13 protein-coding genes and 3 pseudogenes are annotated in these 18,093 nt (G+C 58.0%); 7 read left to right on the forward strand and 9 right to left on the reverse strand.

Annotated features, from left to right (window positions below):
* Positions 1-1,130: 1,130 nt before the first annotated feature.
* Positions 1,131-1,409 carry a DNA -binding domain-containing protein gene (locus HCN58_RS30945; protein ID WP_171583120.1) on the reverse strand — a complete coding sequence of 93 codons (279 nt, stop codon included), beginning with the start codon at positions 1,407-1,409 and terminating at the stop codon, positions 1,131-1,133.
* A gap of 260 nt (positions 1,410-1,669) precedes the next feature.
* Between HCN58_RS30945 and HCN58_RS37565 the strand changes: the two genes are divergently transcribed.
* Entirely contained in the window at positions 1,670-2,323 is a 654-nt protein-coding gene (locus HCN58_RS37565) for a hypothetical protein (RefSeq protein ID WP_171583121.1), read from the forward strand.
* 450 nt (positions 2,324-2,773) lie between these two features.
* Here the strand turns inward: HCN58_RS37565 and HCN58_RS30955 are convergent, their stop codons facing one another.
* Complete coding sequence (locus HCN58_RS30955; RefSeq protein WP_171583122.1) at positions 2,774-3,262, reverse strand: hypothetical protein; 489 nt, start codon at positions 3,260-3,262, stop codon at positions 2,774-2,776.
* A 23-nt stretch (positions 3,263-3,285) separates the two neighbouring features.
* On the opposite strand from HCN58_RS30955, the gene HCN58_RS30960 reads away from it, so the two are divergent.
* The 4 genes and pseudogenes from HCN58_RS30960 to HCN58_RS30975 all read left to right on the forward strand — a co-directional run bounded on the left by HCN58_RS30960 (position 3,286) and on the right by HCN58_RS30975 (position 7,236).
* Positions 3,286-3,450 carry a hypothetical protein gene (locus HCN58_RS30960; RefSeq protein ID WP_171583123.1) on the forward strand — a complete coding sequence of 55 codons (165 nt, stop codon included), beginning with the start codon at positions 3,286-3,288 and terminating at the stop codon, positions 3,448-3,450.
* 1,045 nt (positions 3,451-4,495) lie between these two features.
* Positions 4,496-5,222, forward strand: a pseudogene (gene istA, locus HCN58_RS30965) (IS21 family transposase); the annotation flags it as partial.
* Positions 5,223-5,782: 560 nt separating this feature from the next.
* Positions 5,783-6,895 (forward strand): hypothetical protein, encoded by a 1,113-nt coding sequence (locus HCN58_RS30970; protein WP_171583124.1) that lies wholly within the window; start codon positions 5,783-5,785, stop codon positions 6,893-6,895.
* A 14-nt stretch (positions 6,896-6,909) separates the two neighbouring features.
* Positions 6,910-7,236 (forward strand): hypothetical protein, encoded by a 327-nt coding sequence (locus HCN58_RS30975; RefSeq protein ID WP_171583125.1) that lies wholly within the window; start codon positions 6,910-6,912, stop codon positions 7,234-7,236.
* 728 nt (positions 7,237-7,964) lie between these two features.
* On the opposite strand, the gene HCN58_RS30980 is transcribed toward HCN58_RS30975, so the two are convergent.
* From HCN58_RS30980 to HCN58_RS30995, 4 genes are all read right to left on the reverse strand, one after another.
* On the reverse strand, positions 7,965-8,114 hold the full coding sequence (locus HCN58_RS30980) for a hypothetical protein (protein WP_171583126.1): 150 nt from the start codon (positions 8,112-8,114) through the stop codon (positions 7,965-7,967).
* 350 nt (positions 8,115-8,464) lie between these two features.
* Positions 8,465-9,745 (reverse strand): type II toxin-antitoxin system HipA family toxin, encoded by a 1,281-nt coding sequence (locus HCN58_RS30985; RefSeq protein WP_171583127.1) that lies wholly within the window; start codon positions 9,743-9,745, stop codon positions 8,465-8,467.
* Positions 9,735-10,070, reverse strand: coding sequence for a helix-turn-helix transcriptional regulator (locus tag HCN58_RS30990; RefSeq protein ID WP_311966913.1), 336 nt, complete (start codon positions 10,068-10,070; stop codon positions 9,735-9,737). Before HCN58_RS30990 ends, HCN58_RS30985 begins: the two co-directional genes overlap by 11 nt.
* Before the next feature lie 304 nt (positions 10,071-10,374).
* A complete protein-coding gene (locus HCN58_RS30995) occupies positions 10,375-10,593 on the reverse strand; it encodes a hypothetical protein (protein ID WP_171583129.1) in 219 nt (72 codons plus the stop codon).
* A gap of 427 nt (positions 10,594-11,020) precedes the next feature.
* On the opposite strand from HCN58_RS30995, the gene HCN58_RS31000 reads away from it, so the two are divergent.
* Positions 11,021-11,758: an outer membrane protein gene (locus HCN58_RS31000; RefSeq protein WP_171583130.1), complete on the forward strand. Its 738-nt coding sequence runs from the start codon at positions 11,021-11,023 to the stop codon at positions 11,756-11,758.
* A 786-nt stretch (positions 11,759-12,544) separates the two neighbouring features.
* On the opposite strand, the gene HCN58_RS31005 is transcribed toward HCN58_RS31000, so the two are convergent.
* The 3 genes and pseudogenes from HCN58_RS31005 to HCN58_RS31015 all read right to left on the reverse strand — a co-directional run.
* Positions 12,545-13,552, reverse strand: a complete 1,008-nt coding sequence (locus HCN58_RS31005; RefSeq protein WP_235984051.1) for a cytochrome-c peroxidase — start codon at positions 13,550-13,552, stop codon at positions 12,545-12,547.
* A gap of 426 nt (positions 13,553-13,978) precedes the next feature.
* Positions 13,979-14,740, reverse strand: a complete 762-nt coding sequence (locus HCN58_RS31010) for a helix-turn-helix transcriptional regulator (RefSeq protein ID WP_171583131.1) — start codon at positions 14,738-14,740, stop codon at positions 13,979-13,981.
* Between the two features lie 748 nt (positions 14,741-15,488).
* Positions 15,489-15,943 (reverse strand): annotated as a pseudogene (locus HCN58_RS31015) (FAD-binding protein); the annotation flags it as partial.
* A gap of 1,140 nt (positions 15,944-17,083) precedes the next feature.
* Between HCN58_RS31015 and HCN58_RS31020 the strand changes: the two are divergent.
* Positions 17,084-17,939, forward strand: a pseudogene (locus tag HCN58_RS31020) (isocitrate lyase/phosphoenolpyruvate mutase family protein).
* Positions 17,940-18,093 lie beyond the last annotated feature (154 nt).

Raw genomic sequence — 18,093 nt, forward strand, 5'->3', positions numbered from 1 at the left:
CTAATGCACGATACAAATGGCGACGTTTCGTCGGGAGACTCTGCGGGCATCGCAAGAGACAGCAAATCCGGGCTTAATCAAGCTCGTCATCGACCGCTACTTCAAGCGAGAGCGGAATGGACGCCACCTGCTCGGCGAAATCTGTTCCCGACCTGGTAAAGCGCGTCAAGGCGCAAAAGCGCGAAGAAGACGAGCCCCGCCTCATAGCATCTGCTCATCGCCGGTGCCGAAGAGCGCTTACCGGTCGGTCGGCAAGCCATCAGATTAAGCAATACTGCGCAATCATCAAGGAGATCTGCGGCTTCTCAAGTAGACATCTCCCATCGATAATTGCAACAGGATCCGGCGTTACGTCGAAGCGCGCCGCGATGATTTTCGAGTGCTGAACAAACGTTCACACGATCCCGTTCGGCTCGCCAAAGAACGCAGGAATGCCAATCCCAACCCCTACTGACGACGAGAAGGAGGATCAACTTGTCTGAGCAGCGAATGATCACGGCGGGCGCCTCGATCGAGAGAATCGATCGTGTATGTCAGAGCTTTGGCACATATACTGAGAACTCGATTTCCCATCCGTTCGAGGCGCGATGCACGCAATGCTCGATGAGGATCTTCTTTTGGCGAGGGCGCGAATTCTCGACTATATCGCGAAGCATGAGGCGCACCATCGATGAGTATCCCTGCGGCCGTTTCAGGTACTGAGTCTCTTGCCCTCGCCGAGGAGCGCTTCGCGTGCGCTCGCGTGGTAATTGACGCTGATCCCTAATATTTGCGACCTGACGCTGGAGTTCAGGATGCGGATCATCCCGCAAGCGGGCGCGTCATGACGCGGCATCGTGGGAGAGCTCCGGGTAAGCATTTCGATAGTTGGGACTTCGCCGGACCGCCCCGGGGCGAAATCCGCCACCTCCTCCCCTGACTTGATGGCGTGCTGATAAGCACCCGGCGAAGCGGCCAGTCGAACTCGGACATTGCGTTGATCCCCTGCAGCAGGGCGTTTCCGGCGAATGTCTATGAAGCCTTGGGTTGCGCGGGAAGTCAGTAACTCTGCATTCCGTGATGCGTGAAGGCGATCACGTCTCAGTGGGCAAATCCATTCCCAATTGCGAGTTATAATCGACAGATTTTTGCTATTTGGTCACACCGCCACGTAGCAAATCGCGGTAACGGTGGTCTGCCATCCATTTTGCTCGCGCCAAGTGACTATCAAATGCACTGCGAGCGCGCGACGGTTCGCGATCCGGATCGATATGCAAAACGATCCGAGCAACCTCCTTCCAGTCGGCGCCGTCGGCCTCGGCATCGAGAAGCCGCAAATACGTGACCAGATGCCGTTCATCGTAGCTCGTGAGCACCGGATCAACCGGAGCTGAGTCGGCGACATCAGGATCGAGTAGCGGGGTCTGCATGAGTGCTATCAACTCCATTGATCGATTTTAGTGCTTGTTCGTAGGTATATGCACATAACCGCCACATTGTTATCAGGTCGAGCATAACATTACTTAGAACGAGTAGCTATCGGACGAGCTGCGTACGTCGCTTGTCGACTTTCCCGCTTAATATACCACGTAGCGCCAATATACGCGATTGCTTCCTATCCTGCGGATGGACATTCGCAAGGACGTTGGAGCAGACCCTTCGCTTGGCCCTAGGCTAAGTCAGGAAGCCGTTGCAGAACGTATGGGCGTCGATCGCGCCTTCATCAGGAGCATGGAGCGAGGCTGCAACCGACGGGGATCGGCCGTCCGTCTTCCTCGATCCGGAAATCGCCGAACACTTGCTCAATCAGTTCGTCCGCGCGGCCGCAGACCTCGAAGATGACATGCAGTTCGGAAAACGGCGTCCACTGCGCGATGTCGACGATGCGCCGCTTGAGCATCTCGGCAATGATGTTGAAGACGGCAATCCATGGTCCCGTTTGATTTGGTTCGAGATGATACCGCGGATGCGGGCGCAAGGGCTCAGCGCCGGAAAAAGTTCGCTACGGCCTCGAAGACCTCCATGCGCGACGGATGGCCGAGCGTCTTTGCGAAATCCTCATTCAGCAGATCGGCGGGTTACCCTGCCGCCTGCCGGCCCCGGTCGCGCCCTCGACGATGTTTTCCTGCTCCGCCTCATTGAGATCGTCGCGATCAGTGATCCAGGTCTGCAACAGCGCATCGCGTTCTCCCGGCGCGAGCGGCGTGGCATCGTCGGGCTCTTAGAGATCGCTCACGGCTCGTTCCATAAGGTCGCGCTCCTTGATCTGGTCGGGATATATGCCTCGATGCGCGCTTCAAAATTGGCATCGCTGGTCGCCTGGGCTTCCAGCTTCATGATGTGAGCGACACGGCCAAGGTCCCGCATGGCGATTTTGCGCGCGCGCACGGCATGCTGCAGAAAGCTGTTCGCTACGAGGGCACAGACGAGCCTGTAGTCGAGCGCCTTGGCCGGCGCGGCGCAGCGTTTTGAGCTGAATTGCGCCGGTTGCCTCCAAGCGCTCGAGCGCCTCGACGCTTAGTGGGCGGATTGGAGCCGGCCGGCGAATTGCACGCGGTCATGCCCAAGGCCTCGCCTATGGCCCGGATCCAACCTTTTGGCGGCATGCGGAACCGCTCGGCTGGTTTGAGCCAGTCTAGTCGTTCATCCAACCGCTGCGGGCGAGCGTCTTGACGTCATTTCTCATCTTCCAAACCGATTTCTTCGACCTTTCATCAGCCTATGACCTGATTTTGATTTATGAAATCAGGATACAATGACTCTTCATCAAGAAAGATAAGATCACAACTTGATTCTATGACCAAATGGCCAATTTTTTGTGTAAAAACAACAGCTTGGTGCGGTCAGTTAAAGCACAAATCGGGGTCATTCGCCTACGATGGCTGCCGATGACAGATGCCACGCCCACGGAGACCCAGCCTAGCGCGGCGGGTGAAATGCCGCGGCCGACCGCGCCCGAATATTTCGATGAGCCTTCGCGGGTTCGACCCCGAGGAACATGCGCGCGCATTTGCCAACCTAAGCCACGACGTATGTACACACTTTCAGCCGCTATATCGACTTCGGCCGCGCTTGACGGCATCACCATCGCCTCGACTACGCGCAAGCGCTCCTTCAGCTCAACCGCGGCTACGAGACCAAACACAAGCTCACCCCGTCGGAAGGCATCGTATGGGCGTCGCCATGACCCGGCCGTCATGCGCGACGGCACAGTTAAGAGCCACATGCTCTTGAATGCGGCGTCCTGCTTCTGCTCGAAGACGAGAACGAGTTCTACGAGCAAGCATTCCACACCCTGGCTAATGAATGCGCCATGTCGAAGTGACAGAACGCTTCAATGCGGCCTTCCGAGCCTGCCTCCTGCAGAGCAAGCACCCGAATGCACATGCGCAATACCGGTGGGAGATCATCAAGGCGTGTTGGGGCGAATATGCGGTGACGCAGATTCGCGGTCCTTTGGGCAGCGCCTAACCGACCGTTACGGGGAGACGTTCGTCACCGCACTTGGTGAGACGCGGCGCGCGAAAGCGCTAGTCAAGGCCTACCCGCTCCATGCGAATTTCGAACAGATCACGGCCGAGTCTATGACGAGCGGGCTCTCCTACGCGGCGGGCCCGTTATAATGTCTGTGCGGGTTCGATGTTGAGCGGCGCCATGATCTGAGGACTTCATCATAGGGAGCACAGCACTCGACGAGGACGCGCCGACGCGGTGCGCTTGCGGCAATCACTTGGCCCTATCCGGCTCGGTATCAGCGGAGCCGATGGAATGACGATGTTTGATGTTTTTCATGCGCCTTGGGCAGTCACTTCGATCCGGCCATGAATGGCCCCGAGATGCATCGACTGAAGAAGGTTAAGGAGCTTCCGTTCGGATGGGTGGTCGAATGCCAATACGTTTTGCCTTCTCGATTTCGGCTACCGCAGTTTCGCGCTCGTGTTGGGACGCAGACCTGGCAAAAGATTGAGCTGGAATACAGAAACCATCTGCCCGGTTCCAGTCTCATGGACTAGAACGTGACAAAGTCACTGCTTCAGCCTTAGCTGCCGCTCTGCGGCTTGCGATGGTCGCGCTGAATTTTGACTTGTCATGTTTCTATTATGGCTCCAAAGGCCGCCGGCCTCGCGTACTCTTCGGCTTATGCATTTTATGAATTATCGTGAGGAGAGCATCCACGGGCCTCGCGGGATCGCGCGAAGATTTCGAAGCCGCCCCACCCTTTGATCCACGGCTCCGTGACCGTGTCACCTCCGGGCTCCAGCATTTCCCGCTGCGCCTCTGAACGCGCGAACTCGCGATACGCGATCCTTTCGGCGGCTTGTCTAAGGAGGGTTGGGTTTTTCCCGATCTTCGCGAGTCCGGCTTGCGTCAAAGCCCCCGTTCAGCCAATTCTTTGATTCGTCGGTGTCATTCGGCCTGCAATATTGCCCCCTAAGCCAGGGGATCAGTGTCCAAAATTGCCTCCCTTTAGACTGATCTCTTGCTGCCTGCTTTTGAATGAAAGCACGTGGTCGGGATGCTGGTCGTGGAGACGATTGCGCGGATACGGCGCGAGCACTTCATCAAGGGCAAGACGATCAAGGAGATCGCCACGTGACCTGAAGGTGTCGCGGAACACGGTCCGCCAGGTATTGAGGTCGGGAGAGAGCTCCTTCTAGTACGAGCGGCAAGTGCAGCCGCGGCCAAAGCTGGGATAATGGGCAGGAGAGCTTGACGGTGCTTGCGGTGAATGCGGCCAAACCGGCTCGTGAACAGCTGACCTTGATCCGATCTTCGAGGAGCTGCGCGGGCGCGGCTACGACGGCGGTTACGATGCCGTGCGGCGTTACGCCCGGTGGTGGAGCAAGGAGCGCGGGCGATCAACCGCTGCGCCTCCGCTGAGCTTTGCGCCGTCGAAGCGTGCCAACTCGACTGGTGTCACGAGGTGGCCTTGCTGAACGGCACGACGGTGATGGTGAAGGCCGCCCATCTCCGGCTCTGTCATAGCCGCATGCTGTTCGTGCGGGCTTCTCCGCGGGAGACGCGGGAGACGGTGTTCGACGCCCATGACCAGGCGTTCGCCCGTTCAAGGGCACCTGCAGTCGCGGCATCTACGGCAATATGAAGGCCGCGGTGGAGGCGATCTTTGGCAGCAAAGATCGCTGCTACAATCGCCGCTTGCTGCAGATGTGTAGCCATTAGCTGGTCGAGCCGGATGCCTGCACGCCGGCCCGGGCTGGAAGAAGGGACAGAACCAGGTCGGCTGGTTCGGGCTGGACGATCGCTGAGCGACCATCCGGCCCATCGCAAGTGTGCCGCTGCCGCCTATGGTGAGCGAAGCAGGCGATCTTGGCAAAGCTGATAGCCGAGCGCGGCGGCCTAGGAGTTGCCCTCGTTCTCGGCCTAGACGGCAAGCGGCCACATGGGCCGCTTCTCGTTTGAAATTGCGGCAGGTTCGTCAGCTTTCGGACAGCCAGCCCGAATACAAGACCGTTGAAGTTAGCGGCGCGTGCTAGAATAGCGCTTGACCAGGACGGAGAAAGCGCAGCGTCACGTCGCTGCTAACTTCAATTGCAGCGCGGGCGCCGTAGGGACAGCGTCGATTACGCAACAAACGCCGCTGAGTCGCGTCCGCGCTGCTTCCAGTCGCTGGACTGGGTCCCCAGGCCACTGGTGCCGTCAAGATCTGTCAGCCAATGACACGAATGGCCATGATGGTGTTTTTCATGCTCGTCGGACGGCTTGGGAGGTGGTGTGGCTCGTCAGCCTCTTCAAAGCTGGCCCTGATAGTTGTGAATTTTTCGGGTGATCTGAGGAGGTGAGTGTGGACAAATCCAACATAACAGCTTGGTCGCAGGTGTCGCAGCCAATCGTGCAGGATGAGCAGACGGGACAGCCCGAGCAGATGGTGTCTTTCGAACAAGGAGTGCGCCCGTTCCTCTCCGATGATCTCCGTGCGGAGTATCGCCATCTGTCTGATGAGGATCGGCGTTTGATCGAGAATGCAATTCGTGCCGCCTTTGTGAAGGGGGAGGTGGACTTGGCATCCGGAGGCCGGTACGCCAACAATCTTGCCAGCTTCGCGGACAGTCTCGGAGCTAAGGGTCTATCGATGGTTGGCCTCAATACCAAAGAGCTGGAGGCTGAAAGAAAGGCCGGACACAATCGCGGCACGTATTTACCTGCAGCGTTGAGATACCTTAGTAAGTTTCGTGATCCCGATGCATCTGCAGAAGCAGCGAGCTCACGGAAGCCTCGGGGTCGGCCAAAAATCAAAAATTTCGGAAATGAGCAGCTTATGGGCGGCCCTCCACCAAAACGTCGGCGACTGCTGGATGACGAGCCCCCTCATTTGAAGGTCTCGGTCGATCCAGGGGAGCTTCGCAGACCGGAAGAGCGGCTGCATGAGGAGCTTCAGCCACAGCGCCATGCTGAGCCCGGGCCGTTGGCGCTGGTCGATCCAGATCACTTCATTTTCGATCCAGTGCAATTCCCTCCAGCTGAACTTCGGCAGGTGCTAGATGAGGAACCCGCCGGGGCGCCATTCTTTAATGTCGATCCAGAGCACTTCACGCTCGATTCAGTTCAATTCTCTCCAGGTGAGCTTCAGCGATTGCTGGATGATGAACCCACGCGTTTCGAACAGCAAGTGCGCCCGAGCTCACGGCAGCCTCAGAGTTCGCCCGACATCATAGATTTTCGGAATGAGCAGCTCATCGACGGCCCTTCAGCACAAGTTCGGCGACTGCTGGATGATGAGCACGCTCAGGTGACGGTCTCGGTCGATCCAGGGGAGCTTCGGGAATTGGAAGAGCAGCTTCGTGAGGAGCTTCAGCAACAGCGCGGTGCCGAGCCCGGGCCGTTGGCGCTGATCGATCCAGAGCACCTCACCTTCGATGCAGTGCAATTCCCTCCAGCTGAGTTTCGGCATTGCTAGATGATGAACCCGCCATGGCGCCATTCTTCAATGTCGATCCAGAGCACTTCACGTTCGATCCAGTTCAATTGCCTCCAAGTGAGCATCGGCGATTGCTGAATGATGAACCCGTGCCTAATGAAGCGGGTCCGCTGATACCCTTGTCGTTTTATGCACCCCCGGGCTGGCAACACGGGGACCAGTGGGCGCCGGAAGACCTCAAAGAAGGCATGCGCTTACACAACGTGCTGCCAAGTGTGCTTGAGCCAGAGAAAACTCTAACTCTCCGGGGCGTGAACTACACGGCCACTATTGGGCCGCCAGGCCTGGAGCACGAGATTTTTCTCCGCAGGACAATTTGACCAGTTTTGCCTGGCATAGCCTGCAGTCCTTCTCCGGGGGAGAACTTGGCGGCCCCGTGCGTTACATAACCCAAGCCTGGGAGCGAGGTGGTCAGCTTTGCTGATGAAAGGGCTCGTGAAAGCAGGCCCGGCGTGCCCTCTCGTCGAGCAGGCTGTCAAGCTGGTCGCGGATGCGGGAAGCTGCAATCGCGCCAGCATGGCGTCGAGCCGATCGTTCGGTGCTTCGGTTATCTTCTTTGCGCGGACCGTCAGAAGCTCCCTGCAAAGCTGCTTCGTATTCGGTAAGAGGACCAAACAAGGGATTGGTTGAGACGACCGCGGCAGCGTCGCTGCCGTAGTCGCCGGTCCGCAGACCTAGCGAATTGCGCCGGTAACATCGATCGTCCCGCTAACGCCCTGCCCTCGTTGCTGCCGACCCTGAGCAGTTGGCTGACCGCGCAAAGACTCACCTTTTCGAGGACGACAGAACATCAGTTTTCCGAGTTGAAATTGCTCAAGTTCGACGTGTCATCCGGCCTGGATCCGCGCCTGCAGCTCGCGTTGGCCAATTATTAGATTGGTACGCGAGGCTCCTCTTCGGTGCGTCGGTCCATCGAAATTACCGCCTGCAATGCGATCTTCTGCTCGCTCTCCTTCGTGTCGGTACCCAGTTCGACTGCGTCCATATCGCCGCCATCATGAACCGAATATCGGAACGTTGCGGAAAAAATGGACCATCGTAGTCAACGTCAAAACGAATACGACACCTCTTTGTCAGCCTTGGCGATCTTCGGCCGAACGACAGCATCCCCACTCCCCCACTGGAGCGCAGAATCTAGGTTTTCTATCTCGAAATCGAGCGTGGAATAGCCGTCGATTTCCGGATCGAACGTCTCCAAGGGATTTGATCGCAGCTTCGATATCAATCTTGAGTTCGGATTCCTCCCCGGGCGCGAGCAGCGCCATGCAACGCGCGACGACGAATGCCGCATCTCCATTGAAGTAGTCTGGGGCCGCCGCGACATCGCAGACCACTATCAGCAGCTCAGATTGGCCGGCATAGTCCTGCCAATCGCGATCGGGGCTGACGACCAGCAGTAGCCTCGCATTGCGTGCCGTCCAGGCTTCGTGTGGAGAGCAGCGCGAGCGCGTCGGGGAATTCGTTCTTCTTGGCTTCGCGGGAAGAGAAAGGCGCCAGCGGGATTACCACGACATGGGCCGCACCTTATCAGATACGCGGGGCGCCCAGTTAACCGACGAGGCGCGTGATAGCTTCGGGCGCGTCGATGAACGCATAGGGATTGAAGAACTGGCGGCGCCACAGGAAATTCCGGTCGACCTCGTTGAGCGCGGCCTCGTCGCACACCTGCGCCCAACGTTCCTTGATGGTCTTAATTTGCGCGGTCGCGATAAGGATCGCTTCCCCCTCATTAAGCAGGAACAAGGGCGCGGCTTTCAGGCAGAGCGCGATTTGGCTCGCACGCTCCTGTCCCATGATCAACATGGCCTGCGATGCCTCCCCGCCCGTCCGATTCTGCGGACAGATGTCATAGGCGGGCGTAAGCGTAAGCTCCGCACCATTCCAGAACGCGGCGTGGTTTCGGGCGTGGTCGTCAGTGTTGCCGGACAGGATGTTGAACACGAGCCTGCCAAAGAGTTCCTTCAAGGTCTCTTTGGGCGACGTGAAGCGGTGACGAATGACGGTCGCAAGCTGCTCGTAGCTCGCGTAGCGGGCCATCATTTCGTCAAGCTCGAGCAGCGTGAGCGCCGAGACCATTGACTTGCGGCGCCACCCTTCCTGGGCTTTTTCATGGTCGAAGCGCTCGATAAGCAGCACATCCTTTCCAGCGGCGCGTTTGAGGGCCACGGGTGCGGCGGAGAGACCGATGATGGACGCAAGGCGCATGGCGACGAATTCGGCTTTCACCATGCCGAAGAGGTCGTTCTGGGACGAGAACTTCGCCACGAATTTCTTGTTGCCGGACGTGATCATGGCTTTTGGCCGCGCGCCACCGATGGAGCTCCCGTGGAGAAGCGCACGGTCGAGTTCGGCCGTCAGCGGCACACCTTTTTCAACCAGCGTTGCCGCATTCAGGAGTTCATCAAGCGACACTTCCGCGCCCTCGCGCGGTACATAGTTCGACGCAGACGCTTGAAAGTCGAGCGCGCCGATACGGTCCGATCCGGACTCCAGGAGATAGGTCAGTTCGTCAAGGCTCCCGGGATCAACATCTTTTCCGCCTGAGCCGAATTTGCGATTGATGATGATGCGGCGGCCCCACGCGTCGGGTGCCGCGTCGCGAATGCAGTTGGGCATGTTGAGCCCGTTCAGGAGCGGAAGGACGCCCCTGCGGAGCGGCAATTCCGGCTCATAAAGCGAGATGGCATTGTTCCGGCGCAGATAGCTCTGCCCGTAATTGTAGACGAGTTGCTTGCCGCTCGCGGACAGGAGACCCGCGACGACAGGTTGCGTGCTGTCCGGCAACCAAACCCAGACATAGGCTTGGGTATGTTTTTGCTCAGAAGTCATCATTGGGCTCGGTTCGCTGGCTGCGGATTGCCTTGGGAAGTAAGGCCATTACTTCGCGGTTGGATTCGACCTCGCGCGACATCGTCGCCGGGCCGGCATCGAACAGGCGCACGCCGACAATTGCCGCGGCCTCGAACACGGCACCAATGGCGCAGCCGGTATCGCCTGCCTCGATGCGTTGTATGAGGCCACGCGAGACCCCTGCCCGTTCCGCCAAGGCAGCAACCGTCATGTGGCGGTCAATGCGCCCCCGGCGGATGAGCTGCCCCAACCGGATCGCGGCATCCGCAGCATAGGGTGAGACAGGACGGTTGGTCTTGGGCACGTCTGCTCCATACATAGGTCATAAAGCAAGCTTATGATCCATTTATAAGGCTATCTGGAACCGATGTCAAATTAACGATCCATAAATAGATCATTTCAACCCTTGGTGATCTATTTATAACCCACTCGACTGGGGAGCCCTCCTGCCTCACGACGGGCGCGCTCTTGATCGAGCGTAAGCAGGGCCTGAAGCGCTCGCACCATCGTTTAAGTTGCAGGCACGGCGGCGCCGTGTCCGCCCCCAGGGCGCGAACTGGCATTGCCCGTCCGAGCCGCGGCATCGAAGTCAGCGATGGTGTGCGATCTCAAATAATGAGCGAAGGCGGCCGGGAACAAGAGCGCCCCGGGTGCCCCGCCTTTGCCTCAGCTGAGGCGACCGCAAATTCCAGCAGCTTCTTGATCCGTGCGCCCTTCCCATGAACATTGCGATAGGCGTCACTCAAAAATCCTTCGATCTCGGTCAAGGCAATCTTAAGCACGGGTACGGCGTCGTCTTCCGCGAAGGATTTCAGCGCCGAGCGCAAGAGCCGTTCCGCTGCCATTCCGCATAGCTGAAGAGGCGTCCGTGAATGAACTCGATGTCCAACGTTGCCTCTGCCGTTGATCAAACGATGCTCCGAGCGGATGCGCCGTTCTGGTCATAGAGTGGGAGCAACACTCAGCCAGACGATCCGATACAGTTCATCGCTGCTCTCGCCCCACGCGCGCGTCCTTATTAGCGAGCTTCGATTACACCCTTTCTTCCAACGTTGCCATTGACGCGCATCTCTCCCACGCGCGATCAATTTCTGCACTGCGCACATTTGATCACGATTCCAAGCCTACAACCTAACGCAGCGTGAGCTTCAAGCTGTCTCTTTTGAGTTAGTGTTGCGCTGCCGTTACAGCAATCTCCGATGACGTTGCTAAGACGCGCGCGGCCTGGGGGCCATCTAAAGGAAGAAACTGGAAATGAAGAACTTATTGCTTGTGACTTGCAGCATCCTAGCGCTTGGCGCGGTTGCACCCGCATTCGGCGCGGATCTCGCTGCGCAGCCTGTCTATAAGGCTCCGCCGCCGCCACCGCCGCAGGTCGCGGCCGCGATCTACGACTGGAGCGGTTTGTACATCGGTATTAACGGCGGTTGGGGCTTTAGCGACGCAACAGGTGGCACTGTGGGTGGCCAGATCGGCTATCGCCAGCAGATGGGCCAGGCGGTGTTTGGTATCGAAGGTCAGGGCAACTGGGCTGATTTCAGCGGCTCCAATGTCAGCACTACCTTCCCGCTCAATACCAATCGCAGCACGACCGACGCGTTCGGCCTGATCACCGGCCTGATCGGCTACACCTCCAATAACGTTCTGCTTTACGCCAAGGGCGGTGCTGCGGTCATGAGCAACGCCTATCAGGTCACCTCAACCCTGACCGGCGCGCAGGTGGCGAGCATCGACAATACGCGTTTGGGCGCAGCGGTCGGCGCTGGTGTGGAGGTCGGATTTGCGCCGAACTGGTCGGTCGGCATCGAATACAACCACCTGTTCATGCCGGATGCCAACGTGAGCTTCGCCACGGCCGCTGGTGGGCCCCCCCGCGGTCCCGATAATGGCGGTCAGCCGGCGGTGGTCGCGACCGATCGCATCCGCCAGGATTTCGATCTCCTGACCTTGCGGCTCAATTACAAGTTTAGCCCGCCGGTTCTCAAATACTGATCACTTAGCATTCAAACAACAGCGGATCGAAAGCCCCGGCCCTCAGGCCGGGGCTTTTTTACGGTCACCTAACCGCATTCTGTATTTTCCGGTTATACGCAAGGATTCTGCCTGCAAGTCGTATGGGTTGAGTATGTTTCAAGGTGATCACCACCAACCTCGAACGGCTAAATGGCATCGCGAACCTGACACGGCCCGGCACAATGGTGATGCATGATCAGGGGATGAGCACGCAGACGTCCGGAAAGTCGGTCTAAGAGCGCCTCCCGTGCTTCCGCGGATATTCGACCCACGCCTTTCCATTCTGAGGTCCGCAAGGTTCAGCTTACGAATCTCACGTTTGGGAGCGCCGGATCGGCTTCAGCCGCTCACACGATCCATTGCTAAGAGGATGGTGCCGCTTGTGCTCGACGCGTGCGTATTCTGCGGCCGCCGATTGCGCAGAACGCTCGTTCAACTGTCATTGGTCCTTGACCTCGGGTTCAACGCGCGGAGACACGGCAAGAGGAACCCGCTTGTGTCTCTGGACGATTCAGGCCCAAACCGAGCCACTGTTTGCCTACGTCAACAGCCCTGTCGTCCGTCTTCATAGCCTTTTGGACTTGGTGCTAGCAGACGCTTTGTCATAGCTGCGCTTTTATCAGCAGCTGGTAGGGCACTTGCTTTCGTGTCCCCGCTCCCATCCTGCTCCGCCTTTGCGACTTTATGCGTCGCAGACACCCGAATGCCTGCGCCTTGTTCCTTCATTCAAAGAACGCGCAATGTCCACTGCGTGGAAGAACCATGCTATCTGCCTACAGAGGGTCGCGGCGTTGCCTCGGTACGTGTGGGCAATTTCGGATACTCAATGTTAGGCAGCTGACCAGTCAGCGAATTCAGAAACGCAACAATATCGTTCTTTTCCTTATCGCTAAGCTCGATGCCGAGCTGAGTTTCACCCATCACACCAACCGCTTCCTTAAGGCTCCAAACCTGGCCTGAATGGAAGTATGGAGCCCGCAACGCGACATTGCGCAACGGCGCGGCGCGGAAAGCGTACTCATCGCTGGCCGCCTTAGTGACCGCGTATCGGCCCTTGTCGGAGGCCGGAAGCAGTTTTGCGCTCGGCCTTTCGATCACGCCGAACGAGAAGTAACCCTGTCCGCCGACGTTGATTCCGTTGTGACAAGAGGAGCACCCCGTCTCCATGAAGAGCTTCAATCCTGCCTTCTGCTGATCATTGAGAGCAGTCGTATCGCCTTCAAGGTACTGATCGAAAGGAGCAGCGGGTGTAATCAGAGTCGCTTCAAAAGCCTCGATCGCCTTCGCGAAGTTGTCAAAGGTCACCGGCGACGCCTCGTTCGGGAACGCCTTCTTGAACATAACCACATAGTCATTCATCGAATTCAACGTATCGAGCACATGATCTGGGGTCGCGTTCATTTCGACACGCGCCTGCACGGGCCCCTTAGCTTGCGCCTTGAGGTCTGCGGCACGTCCATCCCAGAACTGCGCCAGATTGAATACCGCGTTATAAACAGTTGGCGCCCGACGTGGACCCTGCTGCCAGCCGTGCCCGACCGAGGTCGGACCGGCATCGACACCGCCGGTACCAAGATTATGGCAGCTATTGCAGCTGATGATCCCGCTGGCCGACAGCCGCGGATCGAAGAACAGCATCTTGCCGAGTTCGATCTTTTCGTGGGTGACCGGATTGTCCTTCACAGCAGGCATGATCGAGGGAATCGGTTTGAAAATCTGCCTAGCAGCTCTCATCCAATCATCTTCGGAGCTAGCCTGTGATGAGGCCAACATTGCAACGGCCGCAACGGATAGCTTGCGTACAAGGTGAAGCTCCCACGCTAACTTTTTCACAATACCTCTCATCGACACCAAACAGGTCGGCATCGTCCCTGCTTATGTCACGCACTCACACTTGCCCGTGATGGCTGCATCTACTAGCAACCGCCGTGCCAGTGGCGCTCGGCAAAGCTAAACTGCTGATTTAACTTTCAAAGCAATTGCGACCAGCGGATAATGTTAGGTGTCTTGAATCTGACAGAAGCCGTGCGGTCCCAGAAATGCGACAGCCCACGAACCAGCGGCGGCCCATTCGTGGGCGATGGCGCAGGGCCTTTTGTCATTATATCGATGCGTCATCCAGCTCGCTGCTATTCTCAACGAGATTGGATCGTCATGCCATCGAGAATCCTGCGAGCGGACGCCACACGTTCAGGCCAGTTAGCATCCAGTTGCCAGCGCTGGCACCGCCGAGAATTCAATGAGATTGAGGCGAAGCGCCTTTACGATTGCCTGGGTGCGATTCGTCGTACCCAGTTTGCGCATCACGTTCTTAAGATGAAAATTGACTGTATTCTCGCTAACCTTCAGAATCTTCCCAATTTCCCAAGACGATTTTCCCTCTGCCACCCAGCGCAGGCAGTCTTTTTCGCGCTCAGACAGGGTAAGTTTCCCGTTGCAGCTGCTATCCGAGGGCCGCGCGATCTCCGCAAACGCAAGATGAAAGTTCAGGGCCAGTGTGCTGAGGTGACTCATACGATCTTGAGGATCGGCCTCGTCGAATGGAGATGCAAAAGATACCACCGATATTCGGCCCAATGCCCCAAACAATGGCACGCTCATGCCATGCTTCAGACCTGCCTCTTTGGCCTCGTCTAATACGCGCTTCTCGCCGGATTGCAATTGATATCGCTTGGCGAGTTCGTCCCAAACAAACGGCCCTGGAAGCATTGGTGTCCGCCGGACCACCGGGTCGATGACATGGTAGTTGCGTTCAAAGTACCGGCGGCACCAGTCAGGCGGGAAGTTCACGGTCACCGCGGGCGGTAGATACTCCGGCAGACGAGGCGGCTCCGCGAACGTGAGTGCTCCGTAAGCGACTTCACTGAAGCCCTCCTCGCTCGCACAGTTCACAAGAAGATCGAACAGCGCTTTAATGGAGCGCGTTTGCTTCGCGCATTCGATGAAGCTGAATAAGTCCATGTGACGACTCACGAGGGCAGCCAAGAGGCCGCTATTACGCTGTTCGATTGAGTATTTTAGGCGGAGTCTAGTTTTATTCCGCTCAGCGAAGCCATTGCTCCGCTCTTCATCCAGCCTGAACACTCGCGCGCTGCGGCAAATGCTATTCCCGAATTCGTTGAACTCTCCCAGCAGACTCCCAGAAGGGACAGGTCAATCGAAACCGTCAGCTGCAGCGCCACTCTCACTTAAGTTAGAACAGCACACCATAACCGTGGCACTGGTAGCTCCACTTCATGTCGCCAGAGGGCTCGCCAACGACGCGGTGGGTATCGCATTCGATGCAGCCGTCGAGGGTGATCTCCAAGTCGCACTTGGCCTTACCGCTCGAAGCGACGTGCGGGGCCGGCTTTTACGAGCGTAAGCAGCTGCGGTGACGGCATTGTGCGCGCGGACCCCGCATGGGAACGACCGAGATCGATGTGATTGCGGTTGTAGAACAGCTTCTCTTCGAGGCTCACTGAGGGCTCGACATGCATTTTTCAGTCTCCGTAGTTGGTATCCACGATTAGAGCGCACGGCTTCAGTCTCTAGCTTATGCATGATCTCATTCGAAAACCGGTGGCCAGTTTTCCGGATCGTGCAGCGGGCAATGGGCGCGGGCGAATATACGCCGCGCTTGGGCCGAAACGCCTTCATGTCCAACTTGGCCCTAGGTAGCACGGAGGCATGCCGGCTATACCGGCGCCGACCACGATCGCGCCGAACCTTACCTCGATCGTGACAGCTTCCTCTTGCTCGCGATCTGAATGCACGAATACGGCCGCAGACGCGCGCGAAGGCGGCCATCGGCGCTGCCAGCAGCCGGTTCGCGTCACTACCAACATGGGCGAGTTCGAAGATCGGCGCGTTCTTCTCGATGCTAATGGCGACGATCAGGTCGGCGCCCTTAACGCCGACCCAATGCAGGATCGCGCCGGAAAAGCCGGCCGCGATAAAGAGCTTTGGCCGGATGATCTTGCCGGTGTGACCGATCTGCCGGGCGGAGGTGACCCAGCCCTTCTGCGCCAGCGGACCTGAGCAGCCATATTCGACGCGAAGGACAGCGGCGAACTGGCGCACCATTTGAAACTTTTTGGCCGATCGGAGCCCAAGACCCTCGGCGACCACGACATCGGCATACGCGAAATTGCCGTTTGCGGAATCGCAGTCCGGCACGAATGAAGTGCTGCTCCGCCTTGGTGGTGGGTGCGCCGAGATCCGGGGCCCCCGTCTTGGCGACGTAGGTGAGCTGCAGCAGGCCGGGCCGCTTGGGTATGCTGGGCTCGACCTTAGCGGTGTCGCCATCGATCGTCTGCTTGCCAGTGAAGATGACATCAGCGGGGCCATACTCTCTCCCTGTTGCGGATGCGGTCGCTAACGCATAGCTGCTCGCCAGTGTGCCGTCCTGGCGAATACGCGATCATGACCACACGATGTGGTCGGCGCCGAAGGTCAGTACCTTGCGTAGGGCTCGGCGGCCATCGATGAGCACGGTTATCTCGCCGCCGCACTCGGCGCTTAGCTCCGGCACTGCTCGCAGCGCGAACAGATCGTAGATGTTGATGATCGGCCTCCCGGTGGCGCATGGAGTCGTTGGCCACGGCGCGCACGCGTATCTGAGCGAAATTGGAGGCCTGCTTAATGCAGACAATACCGTGCATGCGGTACTCCACAAGTTCCGAGAACCTGGGATGAGAACAGCAAGGCTCGTACCAAGTTGCGGCGCTCGCGAGAATCAGGCGTGAAGACAACTTCTTGGGAGAATTGGCGATCGATTGGGCACGATAGGCGATCAGACGCAATTACGACATGGCGCAAATGCGACATCGCCGCTTGCAGCAGCCGCGACATTAGTTGATGTAGATCAAGAAGACCGCGGGCTACGATGCGATACGTTCTTCCCTAATCTGCGTGAGAGCGGGGTGCGTAACACAAGGTGAGCGGCCGCAGCGTTCACGAGGACCAAAGCCCTTTCCCCACTCGCCCTGGACAACGCTTCGCATCGCCAGGAGCAGGTGGAGATGTCGGATCGTACTCGACGTCGAGCAGCCAAGAAGTGCTGATCTGATGAAGTTTGCCGACGGTTTAGCGAGTGCGCTTTGAATTTCCGCCACCAACGATAGAACATCCTGTGATCGTTAGGGCTTAGCTTAGCCCCGACTCCCCGCGGCATCCTATTGCGACTTGCAACACGTTGCGACCCCAGTCAACTACCAACGCTAGTAATTGATCGAGATGACAGAAGCATGTGGCATGCAAGATCAATCACAATCTTTTCTCGCCAACGGCTCTGATCGATGCGCTGGCTCCTCACTTGCAGAAATGCTGCGCTATGAGATTTGCTCCAACCGCGAGCTCTCCTACCTCATGGAAGCTCATGATGCGCTCTCGGGCGCAATCGCCAAGCGGGCAGGCTTTAAAGGTCTGTGGGCGTCGGGCCTGTCAATTGCGTGCTCTCTCGGCTACCGCGATGCCAACGAAGCGTCATGGAACCAACTCGTCGACGTGGTCGAGCGCATCGTGGACTCGACGGAGCTGCCCGTGCTCGTTGATGGCGATGGCGGCTTCGGGAATTTCAACAATGGGCGCCTCTTGGCGCGCAAACTCCGTCAGCGTGGCGCTGCCGGGATTGCGCTGGAGGACAGCTGTTTTCCGAAGATGAACTCGTTTGTTGGCGATCGACATCCACTAGCCGATATCGACGAATTCTCCGGCCGTCTGCGGGCGGTGAAAGATAAAGTTGCGGACGAATCGGTTCTCGTGGCCCGAATCGAAGCGCTGATCGCCGGCCATGGTATGGACAAGGCAATTTTACGCGCTAACGCTTACGCGGCCGCGGGAGCCGACGCGATCCTCATTCACTCGCGTAAGAGCACCGCGGACGAATCCTCTCGTTCGCGAGTGCCTGGCAGAACTGCCTACCTGTCATAATTGTTCCAACGAAATACTATCGAACACCCGTCTCTAAATTTCGGGATGCCAGCATCTCCACAGTGATCTGGCCCAACCACTCCATGCGAGCAGCAATAGCGGCAATGCGGCACGTCTGCGCTCGCATTATCGCCGAGGAAGGGATCGCCGGCATTGAGCCAGACATCGCGACACTCGATGAGGTTTTCGATTGTTGAGGTACGACGAACTCACCCGTGCGGAAGCGCGATATCTCCACCCCCCTTGAGGCAATAATTTGTCATCCACACAACACGATACTCGTTTCTCGAAGGACTGCTGCCATGCGAACGCCTGCCCTATCGTCACGCTCCACTGCAATCGCGAACGAGGCACTTGTTTGCCCTCCTGGCATTGGACGTACCATCAAATGGCGCCCCAGC

Origin of the sequence: Bradyrhizobium australiense, from assembly GCF_013114825.1 — a bacterium.
Taxonomy (GTDB): Bacteria; Pseudomonadota; Alphaproteobacteria; order Rhizobiales; family Xanthobacteraceae; genus Bradyrhizobium; species Bradyrhizobium australiense.

Bases quoted from the DNA above. Each gene is read 5' to 3' on its own strand.
- HCN58_RS30945 (WP_171583120.1), bottom strand. From the start codon at position 1,409: ATGCAGACCCCGCTACTCGATCCTGATGTCGCCGACTCAGCTCCGGTT.
- HCN58_RS30960 (WP_171583123.1), top strand. From the start codon at position 3,286: ATGCGCCATGTCGAAGTGACAGAACGCTTCAATGCGGCCTTCCGAGCC.
- HCN58_RS30975 (WP_171583125.1), top strand. From the start codon at position 6,910: ATGGCGCCATTCTTCAATGTCGATCCAGAGCACTTCACGTTCGATCCA.
- HCN58_RS30985 (WP_171583127.1), bottom strand. From the start codon at position 9,745: ATGACTTCTGAGCAAAAACATACCCAAGCCTATGTCTGGGTTTGGTTG.
- HCN58_RS31000 (WP_171583130.1), top strand. From the start codon at position 11,021: ATGAAGAACTTATTGCTTGTGACTTGCAGCATCCTAGCGCTTGGCGCG.
- HCN58_RS31005 (WP_235984051.1), bottom strand. From the start codon at position 13,552: ATGTTGGCCTCATCACAGGCTAGCTCCGAAGATGATTGGATGAGAGCT.
- HCN58_RS31010 (WP_171583131.1), bottom strand. From the start codon at position 14,740: ATGGACTTATTCAGCTTCATCGAATGCGCGAAGCAAACGCGCTCCATT.